Here is a 21,485-nt window from a genome sequence, read left to right as displayed (position 1 = left end):
GGGGAGGCACCGGACAGCGGGTCCGCACATGAGAACCGGGGCGGGAACACCACGGAGACCACGAAAACACCGGCGGACCGTGTCCGGTCGCCGGTGGAAAGGGGAAGTGCGTCAGACGGCGGCAACCGGCGAGCTGGGCGCTCGCGCGGTCGCGGTGGTGCGTAGGCCGGTGACGTTCATACGGACGACGGTAACGCGCGCAGATCTTGTCCGCACGCGGTTTACCGCTCCAGCTCTGCCTGCAAGGAGGAACGCATGTAGCGGCACATGCTGACCGCGATCAGGACCATGGAGCCGTCCCAGTAGGGCAGCCACTGGTGCGTGGTTGCTGCGCTTTCCGGTCAGGGGACGCGCACCAAGTGCACAGCCGCACTGGCCCAGTCGCCCGCCGGAAGCTCTGGCAGCAGACCGTAGTCGGTCAGCACCGTCGCGGAATGCACCGCTCCCGTGCGGGCGTCCCGGTAGTGGGCGCCAGGGGCGAGACCGGTGAGGCGCAAGGGCGGGCGGGCCGCGCCGTGGCGCGGAGCCCGTTGCCAGACCAGGAGCAGCGCTTCGCCGGCGTCCGCCGCGGTGTACTGCACCGCGGACGGACCGTCGTCGACCGGGCCTCGCGGCCGGTGCGTCGTCCCGTGCTGCACGAGGTGGCGTACGCGTTTGTACTCCGCCACCAGCTCTGCCCCTTCGGCCAGTTCGGCATCCGACCAGTGGGTCAGGTCCCCGCCGAGGCCGAGAACCCCTGCCATGGCGACATGGAAGCGGAAGCGCAGCGGCACCGATCGGGCGGTGAGCTGGTTGGGTACGTCGGTCACCCAGGCCGCCATCGTGCGGGCGGGGTAGATCTGGCCGTACCCGTGCTGGATGAGGACACGGTCCGCCGCGTCGGTGTTGTCCGACGTCCACGCCTGGTCGGTGCGGGACAGGATCCCCAGGTCGACCCGGCCTCCGCCGCCGCCGCACGCCTCGATCCGCAGGCCCGGGTGGTCGGCCCGCAGCCGGTCGATGACGTCGTAGAGGTGGTGCACGTACGCCGTCCACACGCGCTCCGTTCCGCCCGCCCGCTCCGGCCAGCCCGCCTCGCTGAGCGCGCGGTTCATGTCCCATTTGAGGAAGTCGATCCCGTGGTCGCCCACCAGGCGGGTCAGCCAGCCGTATGCCCAGTCCGCGACGTCGCGACGGGCGAAGTTGAGCACGAGCTGGTTGCGCAGCTCGGTGCGGGTGCGGTGCGGGAAGTGCAGGACCCAGTCCGGGTGCCGGCGGTAGAGGTCGCTGTCCGGGTTGACCATCTCGGGTTCCACCCACAGGCCGAAGCCCATCCCGAGCCGGTGCACCTCGCGCACCAGTGGCGTGAGCCCTCGGGGGAAGAGGTCCGGGGACGGCGTCCAGTCGCCGAGCCCCGCGTCTTCGCCGCGGCGTGCCCCGAACCAGCCGTCGTCCATGACGTAGAGCTCCGCGCCGAGCGCCGCGGCCCGGCCCGCCAGGGCCAGCTGCTTCTCCTCGTCGACGTCGAATCCGGTGGCTTCCCAGGAGTTGTAGAGCACGGGGCGTATCTCATCGGGGTGCGGAAGCACATGGGCGAGGATGTACGCGTGCCAGGCGCGGCTCGTCGCGCCGAAGCCCCCGTCGGTGTAGAGACCGGCGTGCCGTGGAGTGAGGAACTCCGAGCCGGGGTCGAGGGGTTGGGCCATGCCGTCGTGGCCGGAGCCGCCGGTGAACCCCGCCCGGCCGTCGGGGGCGCGCTGCACGGTGACGCGCCAGCTGCCGCTCCAGGCCAGGGCCGCGCTCCAGACCTGGCCGTGGTTCTCGGTCGCGTCGCCCGCGTCGAGCATCACCCAGGGGTTCGCGTGATGACTGGTGATGCCCCTGCGGCTGGTGAGTACCGTCTCGCCGAACGGCAGGCGGTCGCGGTGCAGTTGGGTCTCGGCGGACCACTGGCCCGTGACATGGCTGAGCCGGTGGTCGTCCCTGGCCGGGAGCGTCCACGCGGCGGAGTCGGCGCGCAGCAGGGCCACCGTCTCCTGGCCCGTGTTGCGCAGGGCGCACCAGCGCTCGATGACGTCGCTGTCGTCGTGGACGCGGTAGTGGAGCGTGACCTCCAGTGGGTGGTGGCGGTCGCGGAAGTCCAGGGCCAGTTCGGTCGAGCCCGGCGCCGGCTGATGGACGCGGTGACCTGTGGCCTCCCATTCGAACGCGCGCGTCCCGTCGGCGAAGCGCACCTGCAGGGAGGGGGTTCCGTACCGTGCCCCGCCGTCGACGGGCAGCTCCTCGCCGACCGGTGGTCGTCCCTCGAAGCTGCTGGGGTGCGGGGCCGGGGGAATCGCGAGCTCCTGTGCCTCGGTCAGGGTCAGCCGTGGCCCCCACGCGAGATGGCAGGGCGCTCCCGTCTCGTCGACGCGGAGCGCGTACGACGTGCGCGGAGTGCAGAGCAGCCAGACCCCGGTCTCAGGGGCGAAGGAGATCACAGGCATGGATCCTCACGTTCAGATAGCGCCTCGAGAACATGCGGCAGCCAACACTCCCTTCGATCAACTGTCAACACCTCGTCAATGGCAGGCATTTGAAAGCCAAGGTGCCTCGTTCAGCGCTTCTTGAAAGGAGCTTGCTTCTTTCATTGACAGAGGAAAAGAACACCCCCTACGTTTCGGCCATGCGCTCCACGACTCCTCGGATCGACGTGGTTCCGGCACCCACACCTGCCGCATCCCTGGTCTTCACCACTGTTCTGTCCCACGGCCCGCTCACGCGGATCGAGATCTCCCGGCGGACCGCGCTCTCCTCGGCTGCGGTCACCAAGGCGGTACGGCCGCTGATGGGAGCCGGCTACCTCGTCGAAGGGATGGACGAGGAGGCGCGGCCCTCCCTCGGGCGGCCCGCCACCCTCGTACGGGTCGATGGCGGGCGGGCCCTGTTCATCGGGGTCAAGGTGACCGGCGACGAGATCATCGCGGTCCTCACCGACCTGTGCTGCCGCATCCGCGTCGCCCGCCACCTCCCGGTCACCGACCGCGAGCCCGGCGCCGTGCTCGCCTCGATCTCCGGACTCGTACAGGAACTCCTCACGGAGGCCGAGGGGTTCGGCGTGGAGGTGCGCGGTCTCGGGCTTGCCGTCTCCGGCGACGTCGACCGTGCCGCCGGAGTGGTGCGCTACTCGCCCTTCCTGGACTGGCGGGACGTGCCGCTCACCGAACTGGCCGCCACCGTCACCGGGTTGCCCGTCACGGTCGACAACGACGTCCGCGCGCTGACCGTCGCCGAGCAGTGGTTCGGCGCAGGGGCGGGGATCTCCGACTTCGCTCTGGTGACCGTCGGCGCGGGCATCGGCTGCGGCCTTGTGGTGCACGGCAAGGTGGTCTCCGGGGCGCACGGAGTCGCCGGTGAGATCGGCCACCTGCCGATCGACCCACTGGGCCCGCCGTGCCACTGCGGCAACACCGGCTGTGTGGAGGCGATCGCGTCGGACGCGGCCATCGTCCGCCGCGTCCGCGAGGTGACCGGCATGCCGGTGGCCGACTCCGCCGCGGTCCTTCAACTGGCGCACCGGGGTGACCCCGGAGCGCGAGAGGCCTACGCACGGGCCGGGGAGGCGATCGGCCGCGCCATCGGGGCCGTCGTCAACGTCCTCGGACCGCGGCGGGTGATCATCTCCGGCGAAGGTCTCGCGGCGTACGACCTGTTCGCCGAGCAGATCCGCGACGCGTTCACCGCGTCCGCCTTCGGTACGGCCGCGCAGTGCGACGTCATGACACGTCCCCTGCCCTTCGAGGAGTGGGCGCGCGGGGCCGCGGCCACCGCGATCCAGTCCTTCATCGGCATAGACACGTACTAGGAGTTGCGATGACGCAGCAGAGCCGCAGACCCTTCCCCGCCCGTGAGCCGAGCCGCCGCACCGTGGTCCGCGGATCTCTCGGGATCGGTGCCGCCGCGCTGGGCACGCCCCTCCTGAGCGCCTGCGGTGGCGGGCCGGCCGCCGACCCGAAGACGGTGACCTTCGGATCCAACGGCGCCGACGCCACGCCCAAGAAGGCCTACGCGACCCTCACCAGTGCGTTCACCGAGGACAGCGGCCTCAAGGTCAAGACGAACACCGTGGACCACGACACCTTCCAGAAGAGCATCTCCACCTATCTCCAGGGCACTCCGGACGACGTCTTCACCTGGTTCGCGGGCTACCGCATGCAGTACTTCGCCAAGAAGAAGCTGGCCCATCCCATCGACGACGTATGGGAGAAAATAGGCGCCGGATTCAGCGAAGCCGCCAAGCAGCTGTCCAAGGGAGAGGACGGCAGGTACTACTTCGTCCCGCTGTACAACTACCCGTGGGCCGTCTTCTACCGCAGGAGCGTGTTCAAGAAGCGGGGTTACGAAGTCCCGCGCACCTGGAGTGAGTTCACCGCCCTCGCCAAGCAGATGAAGAAGGACGGGCTCTCGCCGATCGCGTCCGGCTACGGCGGCGGCGACAGCTGGTCCGTCCTCGGAGCCTTCGACTATCTGAACCTCCGGGCCAACGGCTACGACTTCCACATGGACCTGATGCGGGGCGAGGTCGCCTGGACCGACCGCCGCACGACCAGGACCCTCGACCTGTGGCGTGAGTTGAGCGGCTTCTACCAGCAGGGCGCGGGCGGCCGTTCCTGGCAGGACGCCGCCCAGTCGCTGCTCGACAAGAAGTCGGGCATGGCTGTCATCGGGCTCTTCCTCGGCCAGCAGATCACCGACGAGAAGCTGCGCGCGGACATCGACTTCTTTCCCTTCCCGGAGATCGACCCCTCGCACGGCCAGGAGACCGTCGAAGCCCCCACCGACGGCTTCATGCTCAGCCGCGAGCCGAAGAACCTCAAAGGCGCCACCAAGATGCTCGAGTACCTCGCCAGTGCCGAGGCCGAGAACCTCTACATGGGCGTCGACCCGAGCAACGTCGCCGTCAACTCCCGCGCCGACACCGGCAAATACAACCCCCTGCAGAAGAAGTCCGCCGACCTCATCGCGTCGGCCGAGCACATCACCCAGTTCGGCGACCGCGACAGCGACCCGGGGTTCATCTCCACTGTCGTACTGCCGGGATTCACCGAATGGCTCGGTCACCCGGACGACGGCGCGGCCCTGCTGAAGAAGATCGAGTCCCAGCGTTCGCGCTTCTTCACGGCCTGAACGGCTCTGATCAGGACCGGGAAGGTTCACCATGTCCTCCGTGCGCTCAGCGCCCCCGTCCAAGCGTGCCCGGCCCCGGCGGCTCGGTACCGGTGACCGCGTCTTCCTCACCGTCATCGTCGGAATTCCGCTGCTCGCCCTGCTGGTCCTCGTCTGGCTCCCGGCCCTCGCCTCCGTGGGCCTGTCCTTCACCAGCTGGGACGGCATCGCCCTGTCCGACATCCGCTGGATCGGACTCGACAACTACCAGGAGATCTTCACCAACTATCCGCCGTTCTGGCCGGCCGTCCAGCACAACGTCGTCTGGCTGATGTTCACGGCCCTGCTGCCCACCCCGTTCGGCATCTTCCTCGCCTACCAGCTCGACCGGAAGATCCGTTTCACGCGGGTCTACCAGACCGCGATCTTCCTGCCGATGGTGCTCTCCCTGGCGGTCGTCGGCTTCATCTGGGAGATCATCTACAACCCCGACAACGGTCTGCTCAACGGCATCCTGAGCGGGGCGGACGCCGGTCAGCACATCGACTGGCTCGGCGATCCCGACCTCAACCTCTGGGCTGTGCTTGTCGCGTCGGCCTGGCGTCACACCGGCTACATCATGATCCTCTACCTGGCCGGGCTGAAGGGCTTCGACCCCGCCCTGAAGGAGGCCGCGGCACTCGACGGCGCCAACGGACGCCAGACGTTTCTGCGGGTGGTCTTTCCCGCGCTCAAGCCGGTCAACATCATCATCCTCGTCGTGACCGTCATGGAGTCCCTGCGGGCCTTCGACATCGTCTACGTACTGGGCGGCGGCACCGGCAGCAAACCCGGCATGGAGCTCCTCTCGCTCCTGATCACCGACAACATCATCGGCGAGTCCAGTCACATCGGTTACGGCTCCGCGCTCGCGGTCGTCCTGCTCGTCGTCTCACTGCTCGCCATCTGCGCCTTCCTCGTACAGACCTTCCGCAAGGAGGACCAGTGACCGCGACCGCCACCCCGCCGGCCGCCGGCTCACGCACCCGCCGGCCACTGCCGTCGGGCGGCCCGCCGCGCCCCAAACGGCAGACCGGCCGGCACATCCTCCTCGGCGGGATCGCCCTCCTGTGGCTCGTCCCGCTGCTGTGGGCGATGTACACCTCGCTGCGGCCTTACGAGGACACCAGCAAGCACGGCTATCTGTCCTGGCCGCACGGCATCAGCCTGGAGAACTTCTCCGACGCCTGGAGCCAGTCCGGGATGCCGCACTTCTTCTGGAACTCCGTCCTCATCACGATCCCGGCGGTCCTTGGCACCCTGCTCTTCTCGGCGGCCGTCGCCTTCTTCGTCTCGCGCTTCGACTTCCGGTGGAACATCGCGCTGCTGATGTTCTTCACCGCGGGCAACCTGCTGCCCGCGCAGGTGCTCATCACCCCGCTGTACCGGCTCTATCTGCAGATCGGTCTTCCCGGCTGGATGAGCGACTCGTTCCTGCTCTACGACTCCGTCTGGGGCATCATCGCGATTCACATCGCCTACCAGTGCGGCTTTTGCACCTTCGTCCTCAGCAACTACATGCGGACGATCCCCAAGGAGATCACCGAGGCGTCCCTGGTGGACGGCGCCCCCGTGTGGCGGCAGTTCTTCCAGATCGTGCTCCCGCTGTGCCGGCCCGCGTTCGCGGCGCTCGCCACCCTCGAATCGATCTGGATCTACAACGACTTCTTCTGGTCGCTCGCCCTGATCGACACCGGCGACAAGCGGCCGATCACCTCCGCGCTCGCCAACCTCCAGGGCCAGTACTTCACCAACCCCAACCTCATCGCGGCCGGTGCCCTGCTGACCGCCATCCCCACGCTGCTGGTGTACTTCGCGCTCCAGCGCCAGTTCATCAGCGGGTTGACCATCGGTTCCGGCAAGGGCTGACCCTCTGCCCCGACCCCCTGGAGGTGCGACCCATGCGGTCGTCCCTGTACTCCTCCGCGCTCGTCCTGGCCCTCGCCGCCGGTCTGACGACGGCCGTGCCTGCCGCCGCCACCCCCGTGGCCGAGGCGAGACCTGCCGCCGAGCCGGCCCAGCAGCCCTTCATGGGCTGGACCAGCTGGTCCATGCAGTCATCCAAGTACCCCGGGCTCAACCCCGAGGGCGACTACAGCTACCTGACCGAGAAGAACGTCCTCAAGCAGACCGCCGCGATGGCCTCCAAGCTCAAGAAGTACGGCTACGAATACGTCAACATCGACGCCGGCTGGTGGCGTGACATGGCGTGGAAGCCGGAGTTCGACGCCTACGCCCGCCAGGCGCCGGACGCGGGCCGCTTCCCGCGCGGGATGAAGCCGGTCGCCGACGACATCCACGCCAAGGGCCTCAAGGCGGGCATCTACCTGCCGGTGGGCCTGGAGAAGGAGGCGTACGGCGAGGGCAAGGTGCCCATCTGGAACGCGCAGGGCTGCAGCACCGCCGACATCGTGTACGACGACCTGCGCACCACCAACGGCTGGGACAGCGCCTACAAACTCGACTTCTCCCGGCCCTGCGCGCAGAAGTACATCGACTCCCAGGCCCAGCTCTTCGCCGACTGGGGATATGACTTCCTCAAGCTCGACGGCGTCGGCCCCGGCTCCTCCAAGAGCGGCGACAACTACAACAACGTCGCCGACGTGGCCGCCTGGAAGAAGGCGATCGCCAAGGCGGGGCGGCCGATCCACCTGGAGATCTCCTGGGCGCTCGACATCAATCATGTCGCCGACTGGAAGAAGTACTCCAACGGCTGGCGCATCGACACGGACGTCGAGTGCTACTGCAACACCCTGGTGTCGTGGGAGAACTCCGTCGACGACCGCTGGGAAGACGCCCCCGGCTGGACCCGGCACGCCGGTCCCGGCGGCTGGAACGACCTCGACTCCCTGAACGTGGGCAACGGCGAGATGGACGGCCTGACCAAGGCCGAACGGCAGAGCTACGCCACCCTGTGGGCGATCGCCAAGTCACCCCTCTACACCGGCGACGACCTCACCCGCCTCGACGACTACGGCGTTTCCCTCCTGACCAACCGTGAGGTCATCGCGCTCAACCAGGGCAGCACACCGCCCGCACGCCCGGTCACCGCCTCCGGTGACCGGCAGGTCTGGAGCGCGAAGAACGCCGACGGCAGCCACACCGTCGCCCTCTTCAATCTGGGCGACTCCCCCGCCGCCGTCAGCGCCGACTTCTCCACCCTCGGCTTCTCCGGTCGGGGCAAGGTCCGCGACCTGTGGAACCACGAGGACATCGGCACCTACCAGGACAAGGTGACGCAGACGCTGCCCGCCCACGGCTCACGCCTGTTCACCGTCACACCCCGAGGCCCCGAGCAGCAGATGACGGGATACGAGGCCGAGTCCGATGCCAACACCCTCACCGGCAACGCGGCGGTCGGCGACTGCCCCGCATGCTCGGGCGGCAGCAAGGTCGGCAATCTCTACCAGGGCGGAAGGCTCCGCTTCAACGATATCGAGGTACGCAAGGCCGGCCGCTACGTGATCGAGGTCGCGTACGTCAGCGGTGATCCGCGCACGGTCCAGGTCTCCGCCAACGGCAACGGCTCCACCGCCCTGAAGTTCCCCTCCACCGGGGACTGGGGGACCGCCGAGACGATCGGAGTGCCGGTGACCCTCAAGGCCGGAACCAACACGGTCACCTTCGACAGCGGTGACGGATACGCCCCCGACATCGACCGGATCGGCGTTCCGAAGCGTTCCTGACGACCGCTGCCGCCCACATCTTCCGCCCCGCACCGCCCCTTCGGAATGGAGTGCCTCGTGGACGACGATCAGCACACCGAGTCAACCCGACCCAGACCGAGCCGCCGCGACCTCCTCTCCGTGGCCGCCGCGGCCGGCGCCTTCACCGCACTCGGCGGACTGCCCGCCTTCGCGGCCTCCGCGCCCGCGACCCGGCAGACGGCCTCGCCCCTGCTGGCCGAGGAGGAGACGACCCGCTTCTGGTACCGGGCGCCCGCATCCGAGCGGAGGATGATCGAACAGGGTCTGCCGGTGGGCAACGGGCGCCTGGGCGCGCTCGCCGGCAACGCCCCGGCCCGCGAACTGCTCCTGCTCACCGACGCGACAATGTGGACCGGCGGTCTCAACGCCACACTCGACGCGGACGGACAATTCCCCTACGGGCGCGGCGACTTCGGCTCGTTCACCCTCCTCGCGCGACTGACCGTCGACATCCCCGACCACGACCTCTCCGCTGTCTCCGACTACCGCCGCGACCTCGACATCAGCCAAGGGATCGTCACCACCTCGTACGTCCGCTCCGGGGCGACGTACCGCCGCCGGATCTTCGCGAGCCATCCCGACGACGCCATCGTCCTGCACTTCTCCCAGAAGGGCGGCGGCCACTACACGGGAACCGTGATGCTCGCGGGCACCCACGGCGAGAGCACCACCGCGCACGGCCCCCGCACCGCATCGTTCGGTGCCGCCTTCCCGGACGGCGGGCTGCGCTACGGCGCCGCGGTGACGGCCTACAGCACCACAGGCACCGTGGCAGTCGACGGCTCGCGGATCTCCTTCACCAACTGCGGAGAGCTCACCGTCGTCGTCAGCGGCGGCACCAACTACGCACCTGACGCGGCCGCCGGATACCGCGACCCCACCCTCGACCCGCAGCGCCTCGCCAGGACCAAGGTGCTCGCGGCCGCCCGCCATGAGCCCGGCGCGCTCCTGCACACCCATGTCGCCGACCATCGGCGCCTGTTCGAGCGGATGGACGTCTCGCTCGGCACGTCGTCGCGGGCGCAGCGTCGCCTCGACACCTGGGAACGCGTCCAGGCACGCGCCCGAGACGGTGAAGCCGACCCCGAACTTGAGGCGTCGTACCTCCAGTTCGGCCGTTATCTGATGATCGCCGGGTCCCGCGACAGCCTGCCGCTCAACCTCCAGGGCCTGTGGCTGGACGGCAACGACCCGGACTGGATGGGCGATTACCACACCGACATCAACATCCAGATGAACTACTGGCTGGCCGACCGAGCGGCGCTCTCCACCTGCTTCGAGGCGTACGCCGACTACTGCCTGGCGCAGCTTCCCTCCTGGACCGAGCTCACCCGGACCCTGTTCAACGACCCGCGCAACCGCTACCGCAACTCCAGCGGGAAGATCGCGGGCTGGACCGTGGCCATCTCCACCAACATTCACGGCGGCAATGGCTGGTGGTGGCACCCCGCGGGCAACGCCTGGCTGTCCAACTCCCTTTACGAGCACTACGAGTTCACCCAGGACCGGGCCTACCTCGCCAGGATCCACCCGCTGCTCAAGGGGGCCTGCGAGTTCTGGGAAGCGCGCCTGCTCACCACGACCGTGACCGACCCCGCCACCGGAGAGAGCCGCGAGGTCCTGATCGCCGACAGCGACTGGTCTCCCGAGCACGGACCGCTCGACGCCAAGGGCATCACATACGCGCAGGAACTGGTCTGGGCCCTCTTCGGGAACTACCGCACCGCCTGCTCCGTCCTCGGCAGGGACACCGCCCATGGCAAGAGGGTCGGCGAACTCAAGGATCGCCTCCACCTCCCCGGAGTGAGTCCGACGACCGGGTGGTTGGAGGAGTGGATGTCCCCCGACAACCTCGGCGAGACCACCCACCGCCACCTCTCCCCGCTCGTCCAGCTCTTCCCCGGCGACCGGATCCGCCCCGACGCAACGACATCGAAGGCCCTGGTCGATGGGGCGAGGGCGCTGCTCACCGCGCGCGGCATGGAGAGCTTCGGCTGGGCCAACGCCTGGCGGAGTCTGTGCTGGGCGCGGTTGAAGGACGCGGACAAGGCGTACCAACTGGTCGTGAACAACCTGCGGCCGTCCATCGGCGGCAGCAACGGCACCGCGATGAACCTCTTCGACATCTACGAGGTCGAGAAGGGCCGCGGCATCTTCCAGATCGATTCCAACTTCGGCACGGCGGCGGCGATGCTGGAGATGCTGGTCTCCTCACGCCCGGGACACGTCGAGTTGCTCCCGGCCCTGCCCGAGGCCTGGGCGCGCTCGGGATCGGTCTCCGGCGTCGGCGTACGCGGCGGTTTCGTCGTCGACCTGCGCTGGCGGAACGGGAAGGTGACCCGGGCGCGGCTGCGCAGTGTCGGCGGTCGCAGCACCACCGTGGTGTGCGGGGGAGTGACACGGAAGGTCGCTCTCGAGCCGGGTGGCTCCATCACGCTGCGGGGAGAGGGCAGTTGAGACCCCGGCTGCGGTTCATGCGGCGGAGCGGCCGGGCGATCGTCCTCGTCTGCGGGCTCGTGCTCGCGCTGTGCTTACCGATGACAGCGGCGTCGGCGGTGGGCCGGCCGCCCCGGCATCAGGTCGTCACCTGGGGAGCGAGCGCCGACCGGCTCGGCCAGGCGGTGGCCGACCGCAGCTACCGCCTTGTCGTCCGCACCAGCGTCGGTGGATCCCAACCGCGCGTCAGGCTGTCCAACGCCTTCGGCGACCGGCCGGTGACCTTCGGGAGCGTCTACGCCGCAGCGCGCGAGGAGGGTGCGCGGCTCGTGCCCGGCAGCAACCGCCGGGTCAGCTTCGGGGGCGCGCGGTCCGTCACAGTGGCGCCGGGCTCCAGTGTGACCAGCGACCCGCTGCTCGGACAGCTCGCGGCACAGAGCGATCTGGTCGTCAGCCTGTACGTGGCCGAGGCCGCGGGCCGGGCGACGGGGCACGGCATGGCCATGCAGACGTCGTACGCGGCGAACGGTGACCACGCCCGCGAGGAGAGCGAGGGCAGCTGGAGCGAGCGGATCGGCTCGTGGTTCTATCTCGACGCGGTGAGCGTGGAGAGCGGGGCGGACACAGGCGCTGTGGTCGCGCTCGGCGATTCCCTCACCGACGGCTGGCAGTCCACCACCGACATGAACCGCCGCTGGCCCGACTATCTGTCCCGGCGACTCCAGGGCACGTCCGGCACCGGCATCAAGGGGGTCGCCAACGAGGGAATCTCCGGCAACAAGGTCCTTGTCGACGGCGCCGGGCAGAGCGCCACTGCCCGGCTGCAACGAGACGTCCTCTCCCAACCGGGCGTGCGCACGGTGTTCCTGTTCGAGGGCATCAACGACATCAAGGCGCACACCGGCGTCACCGCGGAGCAACTCATCGCCGGATACCGGCAGATCATCGACCGGTCGCACGCGGCGGGCAAGTGCGTCGTGGGCGGGACGGTGCCGCCCTTCAAGGGCTGGTCGGAGTTCGACGCCGCCGGCGAGGCGGTGCGCCAAGAGGTCAACGACTTCATCAGGAACAGCGGCGAGCTGGACGCCGTCACCGACTTCGACAAAGCGCTCCGCAGCCCGTACGACCAGGAACGGTTGCTGCCGGTCTTCGACGGCGGGGACCATCTCCACCCCAACGACAAGGGCATGCGGGTGATGGCCGACACGGTCGACCTGGAGGACCTGCGGTGTGAGCGGTGAGCTGGCTTCCTTGCTGAAACAGCAAGGAAGCTTGCCGTTCTGCTGATGTCGGGCGCACGGTGTCGGCATGACTGAGACGAACGAGCGAGACATCGCCGCTGATCTGAACGCGGCTGCGGATGTGGATGTAGTGGTGGTCGGGGGCGGCGCGGCCGGTCTGTCGGCGGCGCTGACCCTGGCCCGGGCCAGGCGTTCCGTGCTGGTGGTGGACTCCGGTGAGCCGCGCAACGCTCCCGCCGACGGCGTGCACGGGTTCCTCTCCCGCGAGGGCCTCGCGCCGGGCGAGCTGCTGCGGATCGGCCGGGAGGAGGTCGTCGGCTACGGGGGGCGGATCGTGTCGGACCTGGTGACGGGTGCCCGGCGGGTCTCCGAGCGCTACGTCGTGGAGACCGCCGGCGGGCGGAGCTATGTGGCGCGGCGCCTGCTGGTGACCACGGGGCTCGTCGATGAGCTTCCCGACGTACCCGGCGTACGCGAGCGGTGGGGCCGTGACGTCCTGCACTGTCCCTACTGCCACGGCTGGGAGGTGCGCGACGAGCCGATCGGTGTCCTGGCGACCGGCCCGATGGCGACGCACCAGGCGCTGCTGTTCCGTCAGTGGTCGCCTGAGGTGACCCTGTTCCTGCACACCGCCGGCGAGTTGACCGACGAGCAGTGGGAGCAGCTGGCCGCCCGCGACATCGCGGTGGTGGACGGTGAGGTGGTCGGCCTCGACGTCGAGGCCGACCACCTCACCGGCGTACGGATGGCCTCGGGCGGGCGTGTCCCGGTGCGGGCCCTCGCCGTGGCACCGCGGTTCGAGGCGCGCGGTGCGGTGCTCGCGGGACTCGGCCTGAAGAGCGTCGACCATCCCATGGGTGCCGGGAGTTACGTGGAGTCGGACGCGACCGGGTTCACGGGCGTCGCGGGGGTGTGGGTCGCGGGCAACGCCACCGACCTCGTGGCGGGAGTGATGGTGTCCGCGGCCTCCGGCATGACGGCCGCGACAGCGATCAACGCCGATCTCGTGACCGCCGACACCGCGGCCGCAGTGGCGGAACGGCGCGCTCAGGGGGTCTCTGAGGGAGCCTTCGGACCGGCCGCGGAAGCCGCCAACTGCCGGCGGGTTCTGGGGGAGCGGCGGCATGGGATCGAGTCCCTGCCGGCCGCCGGCAAGGCGCGCGACGGCGAGAAGGGGGGCAGGTGAGGGGGCGCGCGACGAAGTCACCGCGCGTACCCGGCCCGCCGCTGACCGGGCCGCGAGGGCCCAACGCGTGGCGCAACGCGAGGGACCGTGCGGGCAGTTGCGGCGCTGTGACCGGTTTTGCCGGATTCTGTTACGCGCCCTCCGGGTGATCGCAATGTCGGGTGCATACGTTTATGTTCCTCAGGGTGCGGCGGCTCGTCGCACCCGGAGGAACACGTACCGACCGACACCCAAGGGGATCACTGCCGTCATGCGAAACAACCGCCGCAGCCTGCTGCGCACCACCGCCGTCTCCGCTCTCGTCGGATCGGTCCTGTTGATTCCCGCCACCGTCGCGCTCGCCGCCGGGTCCGGCCCCGAGCCCCGGCCGGCGCAGGCCGCCGCTGAGCCCGTCGCGGCCACGCTCACGGCGAAGGCGTCCGTCTCCCACGTCCGCGCGTGGCAGGAGCTGCGCCTCACGGGCAAGGCCACCGGAGTCAAGGCAGGCAGCAAGGTGACCCTGCAGCAGAAGCAGCACGGGGCGTGGAAGGCCCTGCCCGCCAGTACGGTCACCAGCGCGACCGGGAGCTACGGCCTGCGCGTGAAGCTCGGCATCAAGGGCAAGAACGAACTGCGCGTGGCCAGCGGTACCACCGTCTCACCGGTCGTCACGGTGACGGTGAGCTGACCAGCGGACCCGCCGAACCCACTGATCCGCCGCGGTCAGGCCTCGGGGGCGCGCACGACGAGCAGGAAGTAGTCCACGTGGCCGCGGCAGAAGGAGCGACAGGGGGTCATGAGCGGATCGCTGTGGGCCAGGGCCTCCTTGCCGAACCGCTCCTCGATCTCGCCGCGCCGGTCCTCGTAGAGCACACACATGCCGATGGGCAGAGCGGTCGAGCCGAGCGTCATGGCGAGGATGTCGCCGAACTGGTCGTACATCGCCCCGACTTCTTCGGGGGTCGGTGCCGTCGTGCCACTTGCGCCGAGGTCTTCCACGGTCAGAAGGCGGTGGAAGACGCGTACGAGGTACGCGCCGGACGGTGGGACGTTGGCACCGGCCGGGCTCGCGTTGGAGCCCCGAAAGCGCCAAGCGCCAAGCGCCAAGCGTCACCCGGCCCCGGGGTCCAGCTGCCCGGCGCCCGGCCGCGGTTACTCCCGTTCTGCGCGCGCCGACGCCTCGCCGGACCCCTCGGCCCCGGCATGCGCGTCGACCTGCCGCTCCACCTCACGCGCCTCGTCGGTCAGCATCCGCAGCCTGGCCTCGGCCTGATCCGCTCGGGCCTGAAGGCGGGCGGTGTCGTCCTCGATGACCCGGCAGGCCAGATCCATCGCGGCGTCCACGTCCTCGGCAGAACCGCGCTCGGCCAGCTCCTCCAGAGCGTTCCTGACCGCGGGGATGCCGCCGCGGGTGTGGATGTCGTTCCAGAACTCATAGTCCATCCGGGCAGTCTGCCGGATCGGGGAACGCGGAGCGAACCGTGGCCCGGACCCGGCACACGCCTGCGGTCACCGGGTGACCGGCCGCCGCGAACGCCGCCTGCGCCACCAGTACAGCGCGCCGCCCGCCAGTACGACCGCCGCTCCGACAGCCCACGGGGCAACGGCCGAGACGATGCGGGTCCAAGGCTTCGGCATCACGCCGTCGACATAAAGGGGCAGCGTGGCACGGTCGTTGGCGCGTACGGGGTCGTGAGCGGGGTGGCTCTTGCTCTGCACGATCTCGATCCGCGCGGCGGCGTCCGGGACCTTGCGGTCGATGTGCAGAGTGATGTGGTCGCCGGGCATGGTGCTCGGGCAGGAGAGTGTGCGGCCCTTGCCGGGGCACAGCGGTTCGCCCTCTTCCATCGGCCCGTGCACCACGGTGGTTCCCTCCGGGGCGGTGAACCGGTAGGCCCACTCGACGTAGAAGGAGCTGTTGCGGCTCCCGTCCGGCCATCGCTCGCTGATGTGGATGGGCACCTCGACCGTCTCCCCCACCTTCCCCCGGATGGTGCCCGCGTCGGCTGAGATGTCGAGGCGGGCGTCCGTTTCGATCCACCTTCGCAGGTACTTTCTGAAGCCGCCGTCCGCCCCTGACTGCTTCCGGAGCCCCACGGCGGGGGCGGTTGCCTTCCCCTGCTGCCAGTGGCCGTAGTACCTCTCGCCCTTCCGGTACGCGTTCTCGGGCAGCCGCGGGTCGTCCTGACTGCCGATCGCCCAGGCGTGCAGATCCAGGGTCGCGCGCAGGATGCGCTTGGGCACGTGGAGGTCGAGGGGACGGTCCAGCGTCACGGTCGCCCCCGGGGCGAGAGCCTCGCTGCCGAACCTGCACACGGCGATGTTGTCGGTCTCCGTGGACCTGCCGCAGTTACGGGGGAGGTGTGTGAGGGCGACGCGTTGGTCGCCGTCGACGGTGAAGCCGATGCCGTCGGGTGCGGGCACCTTTCCGCTGTTGCGGACACTCATCCGCACAGGGGCTGTGCCGCCCGACGGCTGGACCTTCTTCTCGAACTCCGCGCTCATGTGGAGCTGGGGCAGGCCCACCCACACGTCGGCTGAGGCCTCGACCGCCGGGCGCGAGCCGGCGGACGCGGCGACGGTCACCCTGCCGTGGTCACCGGCCGCGCCGGCGTCGGTCATGGTGAGCGCGAAGGGCTTGACCTCGCTGCGGGCCGACCGCGGGGTGTACGCGCATTCGACGTGCGCGCGGTCGTCGCCGTAGTGGCAGCTCTTGCTGAGCCTGCCGACCGTGGCGATGCCGTTGAGCGCACTGGCGTCGATCCGTATGCGTACAGGCGTGGACCGCTCCGCCCGGTCCCGCTTCAGCGTGAAGCCGAAGTCCTGCGGATCGGGGTCGTCATACTGCCGATTGTCCGGCTCCGGCAGATAACGCGTGGCCGAGACGCCCTCCAGCGCGAGCCCGTTCACGCCCGCGGACGTGGCCATGGCCGACGCGGCCGGGGTCAGGCCGAGGGCGATGCCGGCGAGGGCCGTACAGAGGATGAGTGACCATGTTCGTATCCACACAGGGTGTACCACTCGACGGGTGGGGCGGATGGTTCCATCGGCCTCGATCTTCCGTGACGGTCTGCCGGTACCCAGATGGTCGCGGTCTCCTGCGAGGTTGGGTCGATGGCCCACATCCGCAGCGGGCAACGCCCCACTGATCCAGACGAAACCGCCTAGGCCCGCAGGTTCCGCAGGGCCTCGCGGCACGCGGACGCCGCGCTGTCGGTGGCCTCGGAGCAGATGCGGCAGTGCTCGTGCTGCGGCGCGTGCTGAACGCACAGCTCGTGGCTCTGTTCGCAGGCGATCGCACACGCCTCCAACTGCGCCGCCATCAGCGCGGGATCGGCGTCCGTGCCGCGCGTCAGGACCCGCCGCGTCGCCGCGGTCACGTCGGCGCAGTTCAGGTCGCGGTTGATCGCGGCCCGCAGCTCATCGGCCTCCTTCTCGGCGAGCATGCCGACCGCGCAGGCGGTCACGGCCAGTTCGCACGAGGAGAGGGCGTCGGCAGCGGTGGCGAGGGTCTGGTTGTCGAGGTGGTCGGCGCGCGAGGCAAGGCTGTCGAACAACTCGCGTGTCTGGAGCATCGCGTCTCCAACAAGGTCTTGAGGGCCCCGGCCCCGGGGGTTCCCGGACCTGAGGACACCCGGTCTCTCGACGCTAGTCCCCCCTCCGCCGCCGGTGAAGGGCGCGGAGCTCGCCCATCGCGGCGCACGGCGGTCCGCCGGTTCCTCCTGGCGCACCCGCATGTCCACCACCCGCCCACGTGGCGCGCATCACGGAACTCGCGCGCATCGCGGGGAACTCTGCCGCCTCTCCGGCCGACTCCTGCACCGGCCCGACAAGGCCGATCCGCACCACCCCTGACCCAGGAGAGCAGCGCATGTCCGCCGAACCCACACTCCTCGCCCCGGCCGACGGGCAGGAGACCCAGGGGGCGCCGCCCTCCTCAGGACGGTCGGGATGGACGTCGCTGCGTCCGCTCGTGCTGCGCCTGCACTTCTATGCCGGGGTGCTCATCGCGCCCTTCCTGCTCGTCGCCGCCACCACGGGGCTCCTGTACGCATGCTCGTACCAGGCCGAGAAGATCGTGTACTCCCACGAACTGCGCGTCTCCGTCGGCGAGAACAAGACCGCACTACCGATCTCGCAACAGGTGGCCGCCGCCCGTAAGGCCCATCCCGAGGGCACGGTCAGCGCGGTGCGTCCCTCGTCGGAGGACGGCGCGACGACCCGCGTGCTGCTGTCCGGGACGCCGGGCGTGGACGCCGACCACACCCTCGCCGTCTTCGTGAACCCGTACACCGGCGACTTGCGGGGTGCGCTGGAGCAGTACGGTTCCACCGGCGCGCTGCCGCTGCGCACCTGGATCGACGAACTCCACCGCGACCTGCACCTGGGTGAGGCCGGCCGGCTCTACAGCGAGCTCGCCGCCAGCTGGCTGTGGGTCATCGCGGGCGGAGGCCTGGTGCTGTGGTTCGGGCGCCGCCGCTCCCGGCGCAAGCTGCGCGGGGCCACGGGCCGTCGGCGCACGCTCTCGCTGCACGGCTCGGTGGGCGTGTGGGCCGCCGTCGGGCTGATCTGCCTGTCGGCGACGGGCCTGACCTGGTCCGCGTACGCGGGACAGAGCGTCAGCGACCTGCGCGAGGCCATCGGGCAGACGACACCGGCGCTGACGGCGACCGCCGCGGGCGGCGGGGAGCACGCGGGGCACGGCGGAACGGGCTCGGCCGGTGCCGGTGCCGGCGGCGGCGACGGTGTCGGGCTCGACGCCGTCCTGAAGGCGGCACGCGCCGAGGGGCTCTCCAACCCGGTGGAGGTCGTACCGCCCGCCGACGCGTCGTCCGCGTACGTCGTCCGGCAGATCCAGCGCAGTTGGCCCGAGAAGCAGGACTCCGTCGCCGTCGATCCGGCGACCGGCGAGGTCACCGAAGTGCTGCGGTTCGCCGACTACCCCGTGCTCGCCAAGCTGACCCGCTGGGGCATCGACGCCCACACCGGCACCCTGTTCGGTCTCGCCAACCAGATCGTGCTCGTCGCTCTCGCCCTCAGCCTGATCCTGATGATCGTGTGGGGCTACCGCATGTGGTGGCAGCGCGGGCGCGGCGGTTCCTTCGGACGGCCGCTGCCGCGCGGGGCGTGGCGACATGTCCCGGCGTACGTCCTGGTCCCGTTGATGGCGGCGATCGCCGTGCTCGGCTACTTCGTGCCGTTGCTCGGCATCTCGCTGGCGGCCTTCATGGCCGTGGACATCGTGTTGGGGGAGATCGACTACCGGCGCGGCAGGCGCAACTACGCCTGACGCCCGCTCAGTCGTGGGTGACCGTGCCGCTGAGGTGGTGGTCGGCGAGGTTCAGGACCTCGTCGACCACGCGGCGCAGGTGCCCGTCGGGCGGGCCGTAGATCATCCGTCGGCCTTCCCTGCGTACGGAGACGAGACCGGCGAGGCGGAGTTTGGCCAGGTGCTGGCTGACCGCCGGGCGAGCCGCGCCGCACGCGGCGGTCAGCGTCATGACATCGGCCTCGCCCTTGCCGAGGGTGTGCAGCAGGGCGAGGCGGGTGCGGTCGGCGAGGAGGCCGAGGACCTCGGCCGCGTGGGCGAAGTGCTCGGCGCCCGGATCTCGCGGGTGCGCATCGTGCGCAGGTGATAGGTGCATGCGTGCGCTCATACGCACATAATGGGCACGGGCGCCTGGCGGTGTCCACTCTCCGTCCCGCGTCGGAAGGCCGTACTCGTGAGTGAGCAGCACGGACACCCGCACCCTCCGCACGAGCATCACCACCACCACGATCCCGATCACGACCACGGTCGCGGGCATACCGGGTGGCGGCACAAGGCCGGGCACGTCCTGAAGCCGCACTCGCACGAGGCCGCGGACAAGGTCGACCCGGCGCTGGAATCGTCCGCGCGCGGCATGCGGGCACTGTGGATCTCGCTGGCCGTTCTGGGCGTGACGGCCGTGGCCCAGGCGGTGATCGTCGTGCTCACCGGTTCGGTCGCCCTCCTTGGCGACACCGTGCACAACGCGGCGGACGCCCTGACCGCGATTCCCCTCGGCATCGCCTTCGTCCTGGGCCGACGGGCCGCCACCCGCCGCTTCACCTACGGCTACGGCCGCGCCGAGGATCTCGCCGGCATCGTCATCCTCCTGACGATCGCCGCGTCGGCGGCCTTCGCGGCCTGGGCCGCGTTCGACCGGCTGCTCAACCCCCGCACTCTGGAGCACCTTTGGGTGGTGGCCGCGGCTGCCGTCATCGGTTTCATCGGCAACGAATGGGTCGCCCGCTACCGCATCCGTGTCGGCCGCGAGATCGGCTCCTCCGCTCTGGTCGCCGACGGTCTGCATGCCCGGACGGACGGATTCACCTCGCTCGCCGTCCTGTTGAGCGCGGGCGGCACCGCACTGGGTCTGCGGCTCGCCGACCCGATCGTGGGCCTCCTCATCACCGCGGCGATCCTGCTGGTCCTGCGGGACGCGGCGCGCGAGGTCTTCCGCCGGGTGATGGACGCCGTCGACCCGGCCCTGGTCGACGCGGCGGAGGAAGCGCTCCTCACGGTTCCCGGCGTACGTGGCGTCGGCGAGCTGCGCCTTCGCTGGATCGGACACCGGCTGCGCGCGGAGGTCGCGGTCGTGGTGGACGGGGAGTTGTCCGTCCGGGAGGCGCACGCGGTCGCGGTGGACGCGGAGCACGCTTTGCTCCACGCGGTCGGGAAACTGACGGCGGCGCTGGTACACGCCGACCCGGCGACCGCGCCCGGAGCCCCGGACCCGCACAAGGCCCTCGCGCATCACGGGATGTGAGCGGCGGGGGAGCGCTCGGGCACGCTGGTTCCGCGGCGGGGCCGGGGCAGGGCGAGGCACTCGGGGCATGGGCATGGGCATGGGGTCCGGGGCGATGGAGCGGCCGGGGAAGGGCCGGGCAGGCGGAGCGCCCGGCCGGGCGGTGACTCCCCGCCCGGCCGCTCCCGCTCGAGTGCTGCTGCCGCCCGAGCGCCGCTCTCCCTCAGGCCGGTCCGACCCCACCCGTGCAGGCCGCTCCCGGCTCGGGCGTCTGCTCCCCCTGGACGTACTTGCCAAGGAACTGCTCGACCCGCGGGTCGGAAGCCTTGTCCACGGTGAGCTGGCGGCCCCACGCGGTGAGCGTGAGAGCACCCTTCTGGTCCTCGACGGGGCTCATCAGCGTGTAGGGCGTCGCGCTGACCTTCTGGCTCAGCGTCTTGATGTCGCCGGTCGCCGCCTTGTCGTTGTACGTGATCCAGACGGCGCCGTGCTCCAGCGAATGGACGGCGTTCTCCTCGCCCAGCGGCTTGTCGTACACATCGCCCTGGCAGTTGGCCCAGGCCTGGCTGTGATCGCCGCCCGCTGCCGGCGTCATCGGGTAGTCGACCTCCTTCGTGACGTGATTGCGCCCGAGCTTCTTCGCGTCCCACGTCTTCTCCCCCTTGACGGGGGCCTGCGCGACGGCTTCTTCCTTGTCCTTCTTCTCCGACGCGTCGAACAGGACGTACGAGCCGAATCCGGCGAGTCCGGCCAGTACGGCCACGCCCGCGGTGATGGCGATGACGCGGTTGCGGCGTTCGCGCGCCTGCTCGGCGCGGCGCAGCTCCTGTATGCGGGCCTTGCGTGCGGCGGAGGTCGCAGCCTTCTTGCCTGTCTTGGAGGTGCCCATGTCCGGGGTGTCCTTGTCCCCGCCGTGCCCGGGGCGCGGCGGTGGTGGTGTGTGAGGTGAACGGCACGAGCGCGCGGCAGTGACCATGTCCGTGTCCGTGTCCGTGTGCGTGTG

Annotated in this window: 18 protein-coding genes; 11 read left to right on the top strand and 7 right to left on the bottom strand. The window is 70.1% G+C overall.

The genetic code is table 11. The features are described from left to right. Positions 1–341 precede the first annotated feature (341 nt). Positions 342–2,465 (bottom strand): alpha-galactosidase, encoded by a 2,124-nt coding sequence (locus ACZ5WE_RS07835; protein WP_467684723.1) that lies wholly within the window; start codon positions 2,463–2,465, stop codon positions 342–344. Between the two features lie 179 nt (positions 2,466–2,644). Here ACZ5WE_RS07835 and ACZ5WE_RS07830 point away from each other — a divergent pair, with 179 nt between their 5' ends. The 9 genes from ACZ5WE_RS07830 to ACZ5WE_RS07790 all read left to right on the top strand — a co-directional run bounded on the left by ACZ5WE_RS07830 (position 2,645) and on the right by ACZ5WE_RS07790 (position 14,400). Next, a complete protein-coding gene (locus ACZ5WE_RS07830; protein WP_467684725.1) occupies positions 2,645–3,823 on the top strand; it encodes an ROK family protein in 1,179 nt (392 codons plus the stop codon). A gap of 8 nt (positions 3,824–3,831) precedes the next feature. Beyond that, entirely contained in the window at positions 3,832–5,145 is a 1,314-nt protein-coding gene (locus ACZ5WE_RS07825; RefSeq protein ID WP_467684727.1) for an ABC transporter substrate-binding protein, read from the top strand. A 31-nt stretch (positions 5,146–5,176) separates the two neighbouring features. Continuing rightward, positions 5,177–6,112, top strand: coding sequence for a carbohydrate ABC transporter permease (locus tag ACZ5WE_RS07820; RefSeq protein WP_467684729.1), 936 nt, complete (start codon positions 5,177–5,179; stop codon positions 6,110–6,112). Next, entirely contained in the window at positions 6,109–7,032 is a 924-nt protein-coding gene (locus ACZ5WE_RS07815; RefSeq protein WP_467684731.1) for a carbohydrate ABC transporter permease, read from the top strand. Before ACZ5WE_RS07820 ends, ACZ5WE_RS07815 begins: the two co-directional genes overlap by 4 nt. A 32-nt stretch (positions 7,033–7,064) precedes the next feature. Beyond that, on the top strand, positions 7,065–8,849 hold the full coding sequence (locus ACZ5WE_RS07810; RefSeq protein ID WP_467684733.1) for an alpha-galactosidase D: 1,785 nt from the start codon (positions 7,065–7,067) through the stop codon (positions 8,847–8,849). Positions 8,850–8,906: 57 nt separating this feature from the next. Further along, complete coding sequence (locus ACZ5WE_RS07805) at positions 8,907–11,327, top strand: glycosyl hydrolase family 95 catalytic domain-containing protein (RefSeq protein WP_467684735.1); 2,421 nt, start codon at positions 8,907–8,909, stop codon at positions 11,325–11,327. An 80-nt stretch (positions 11,328–11,407) separates the two neighbouring features. Then, on the top strand, positions 11,408–12,547 hold the full coding sequence (locus ACZ5WE_RS07800) for an SGNH/GDSL hydrolase family protein (protein WP_469157288.1): 1,140 nt from the start codon (positions 11,408–11,410) through the stop codon (positions 12,545–12,547). 67 nt (positions 12,548–12,614) lie between these two features. Continuing rightward, the gene (locus tag ACZ5WE_RS07795; protein WP_469157283.1) at positions 12,615–13,733 is read left to right on the top strand and encodes an NAD(P)/FAD-dependent oxidoreductase; all 1,119 of its coding nucleotides are present in this window, start codon (positions 12,615–12,617) and stop codon (positions 13,731–13,733) included. Between the two features lie 250 nt (positions 13,734–13,983). Next, on the top strand, positions 13,984–14,400 hold the full coding sequence (locus tag ACZ5WE_RS07790) for a hypothetical protein (RefSeq protein WP_467684741.1): 417 nt from the start codon (positions 13,984–13,986) through the stop codon (positions 14,398–14,400). Between the two features lie 35 nt (positions 14,401–14,435). Here the strand turns inward: ACZ5WE_RS07790 and ACZ5WE_RS07785 are convergent, their stop codons facing one another. The 4 genes from ACZ5WE_RS07785 to ACZ5WE_RS07770 form a co-directional block, all read right to left on the bottom strand. Next, positions 14,436–14,819, bottom strand: a complete 384-nt coding sequence (locus tag ACZ5WE_RS07785) for a hypothetical protein (protein WP_467684743.1) — start codon at positions 14,817–14,819, stop codon at positions 14,436–14,438. 45 nt (positions 14,820–14,864) lie between these two features. Then, positions 14,865–15,155, bottom strand: a complete 291-nt coding sequence (locus ACZ5WE_RS07780; protein ID WP_467684745.1) for a hypothetical protein — start codon at positions 15,153–15,155, stop codon at positions 14,865–14,867. A 66-nt stretch (positions 15,156–15,221) separates the two neighbouring features. Continuing rightward, positions 15,222–16,721: a hypothetical protein gene (locus ACZ5WE_RS07775; RefSeq protein WP_467684747.1), complete on the bottom strand. Its 1,500-nt coding sequence runs from the start codon at positions 16,719–16,721 to the stop codon at positions 15,222–15,224. 155 nt (positions 16,722–16,876) lie between these two features. Beyond that, positions 16,877–17,287: a four-helix bundle copper-binding protein gene (locus tag ACZ5WE_RS07770; protein WP_467684749.1), complete on the bottom strand. Its 411-nt coding sequence runs from the start codon at positions 17,285–17,287 to the stop codon at positions 16,877–16,879. Positions 17,288–17,583: 296 nt separating this feature from the next. Between ACZ5WE_RS07770 and ACZ5WE_RS07765 the strand changes: the two genes are divergently transcribed. After that, on the top strand, positions 17,584–19,002 hold the full coding sequence (locus tag ACZ5WE_RS07765) for a PepSY-associated TM helix domain-containing protein (RefSeq protein ID WP_467684751.1): 1,419 nt from the start codon (positions 17,584–17,586) through the stop codon (positions 19,000–19,002). A 7-nt stretch (positions 19,003–19,009) separates the two neighbouring features. On the opposite strand, the gene ACZ5WE_RS07760 is transcribed toward ACZ5WE_RS07765, so the two are convergent. After that, positions 19,010–19,369, bottom strand: a complete 360-nt coding sequence (locus ACZ5WE_RS07760; RefSeq protein ID WP_467684753.1) for an ArsR/SmtB family transcription factor — start codon at positions 19,367–19,369, stop codon at positions 19,010–19,012. A 66-nt stretch (positions 19,370–19,435) separates the two neighbouring features. Between ACZ5WE_RS07760 and ACZ5WE_RS07755 the strand changes: the two genes are divergently transcribed. Then, the gene (locus ACZ5WE_RS07755) at positions 19,436–20,503 is read left to right on the top strand and encodes a cation diffusion facilitator family transporter (protein ID WP_467684754.1); all 1,068 of its coding nucleotides are present in this window, start codon (positions 19,436–19,438) and stop codon (positions 20,501–20,503) included. Positions 20,504–20,705: 202 nt separating this feature from the next. Here the strand turns inward: ACZ5WE_RS07755 and ACZ5WE_RS07750 are convergent, their stop codons facing one another. Then, the gene (locus ACZ5WE_RS07750) at positions 20,706–21,371 is read right to left on the bottom strand and encodes a DUF3105 domain-containing protein (protein ID WP_467684756.1); all 666 of its coding nucleotides are present in this window, start codon (positions 21,369–21,371) and stop codon (positions 20,706–20,708) included. Between the last annotated feature and the right edge of the window lie 114 nt (positions 21,372–21,485).

Source organism: Streptomyces sp. NPDC033180 (genome assembly GCF_055577645.1).
The sequence above is the reverse complement of the archived record's forward strand: the minus strand, read 5'-3'. Positions and strand labels throughout refer to the sequence as shown.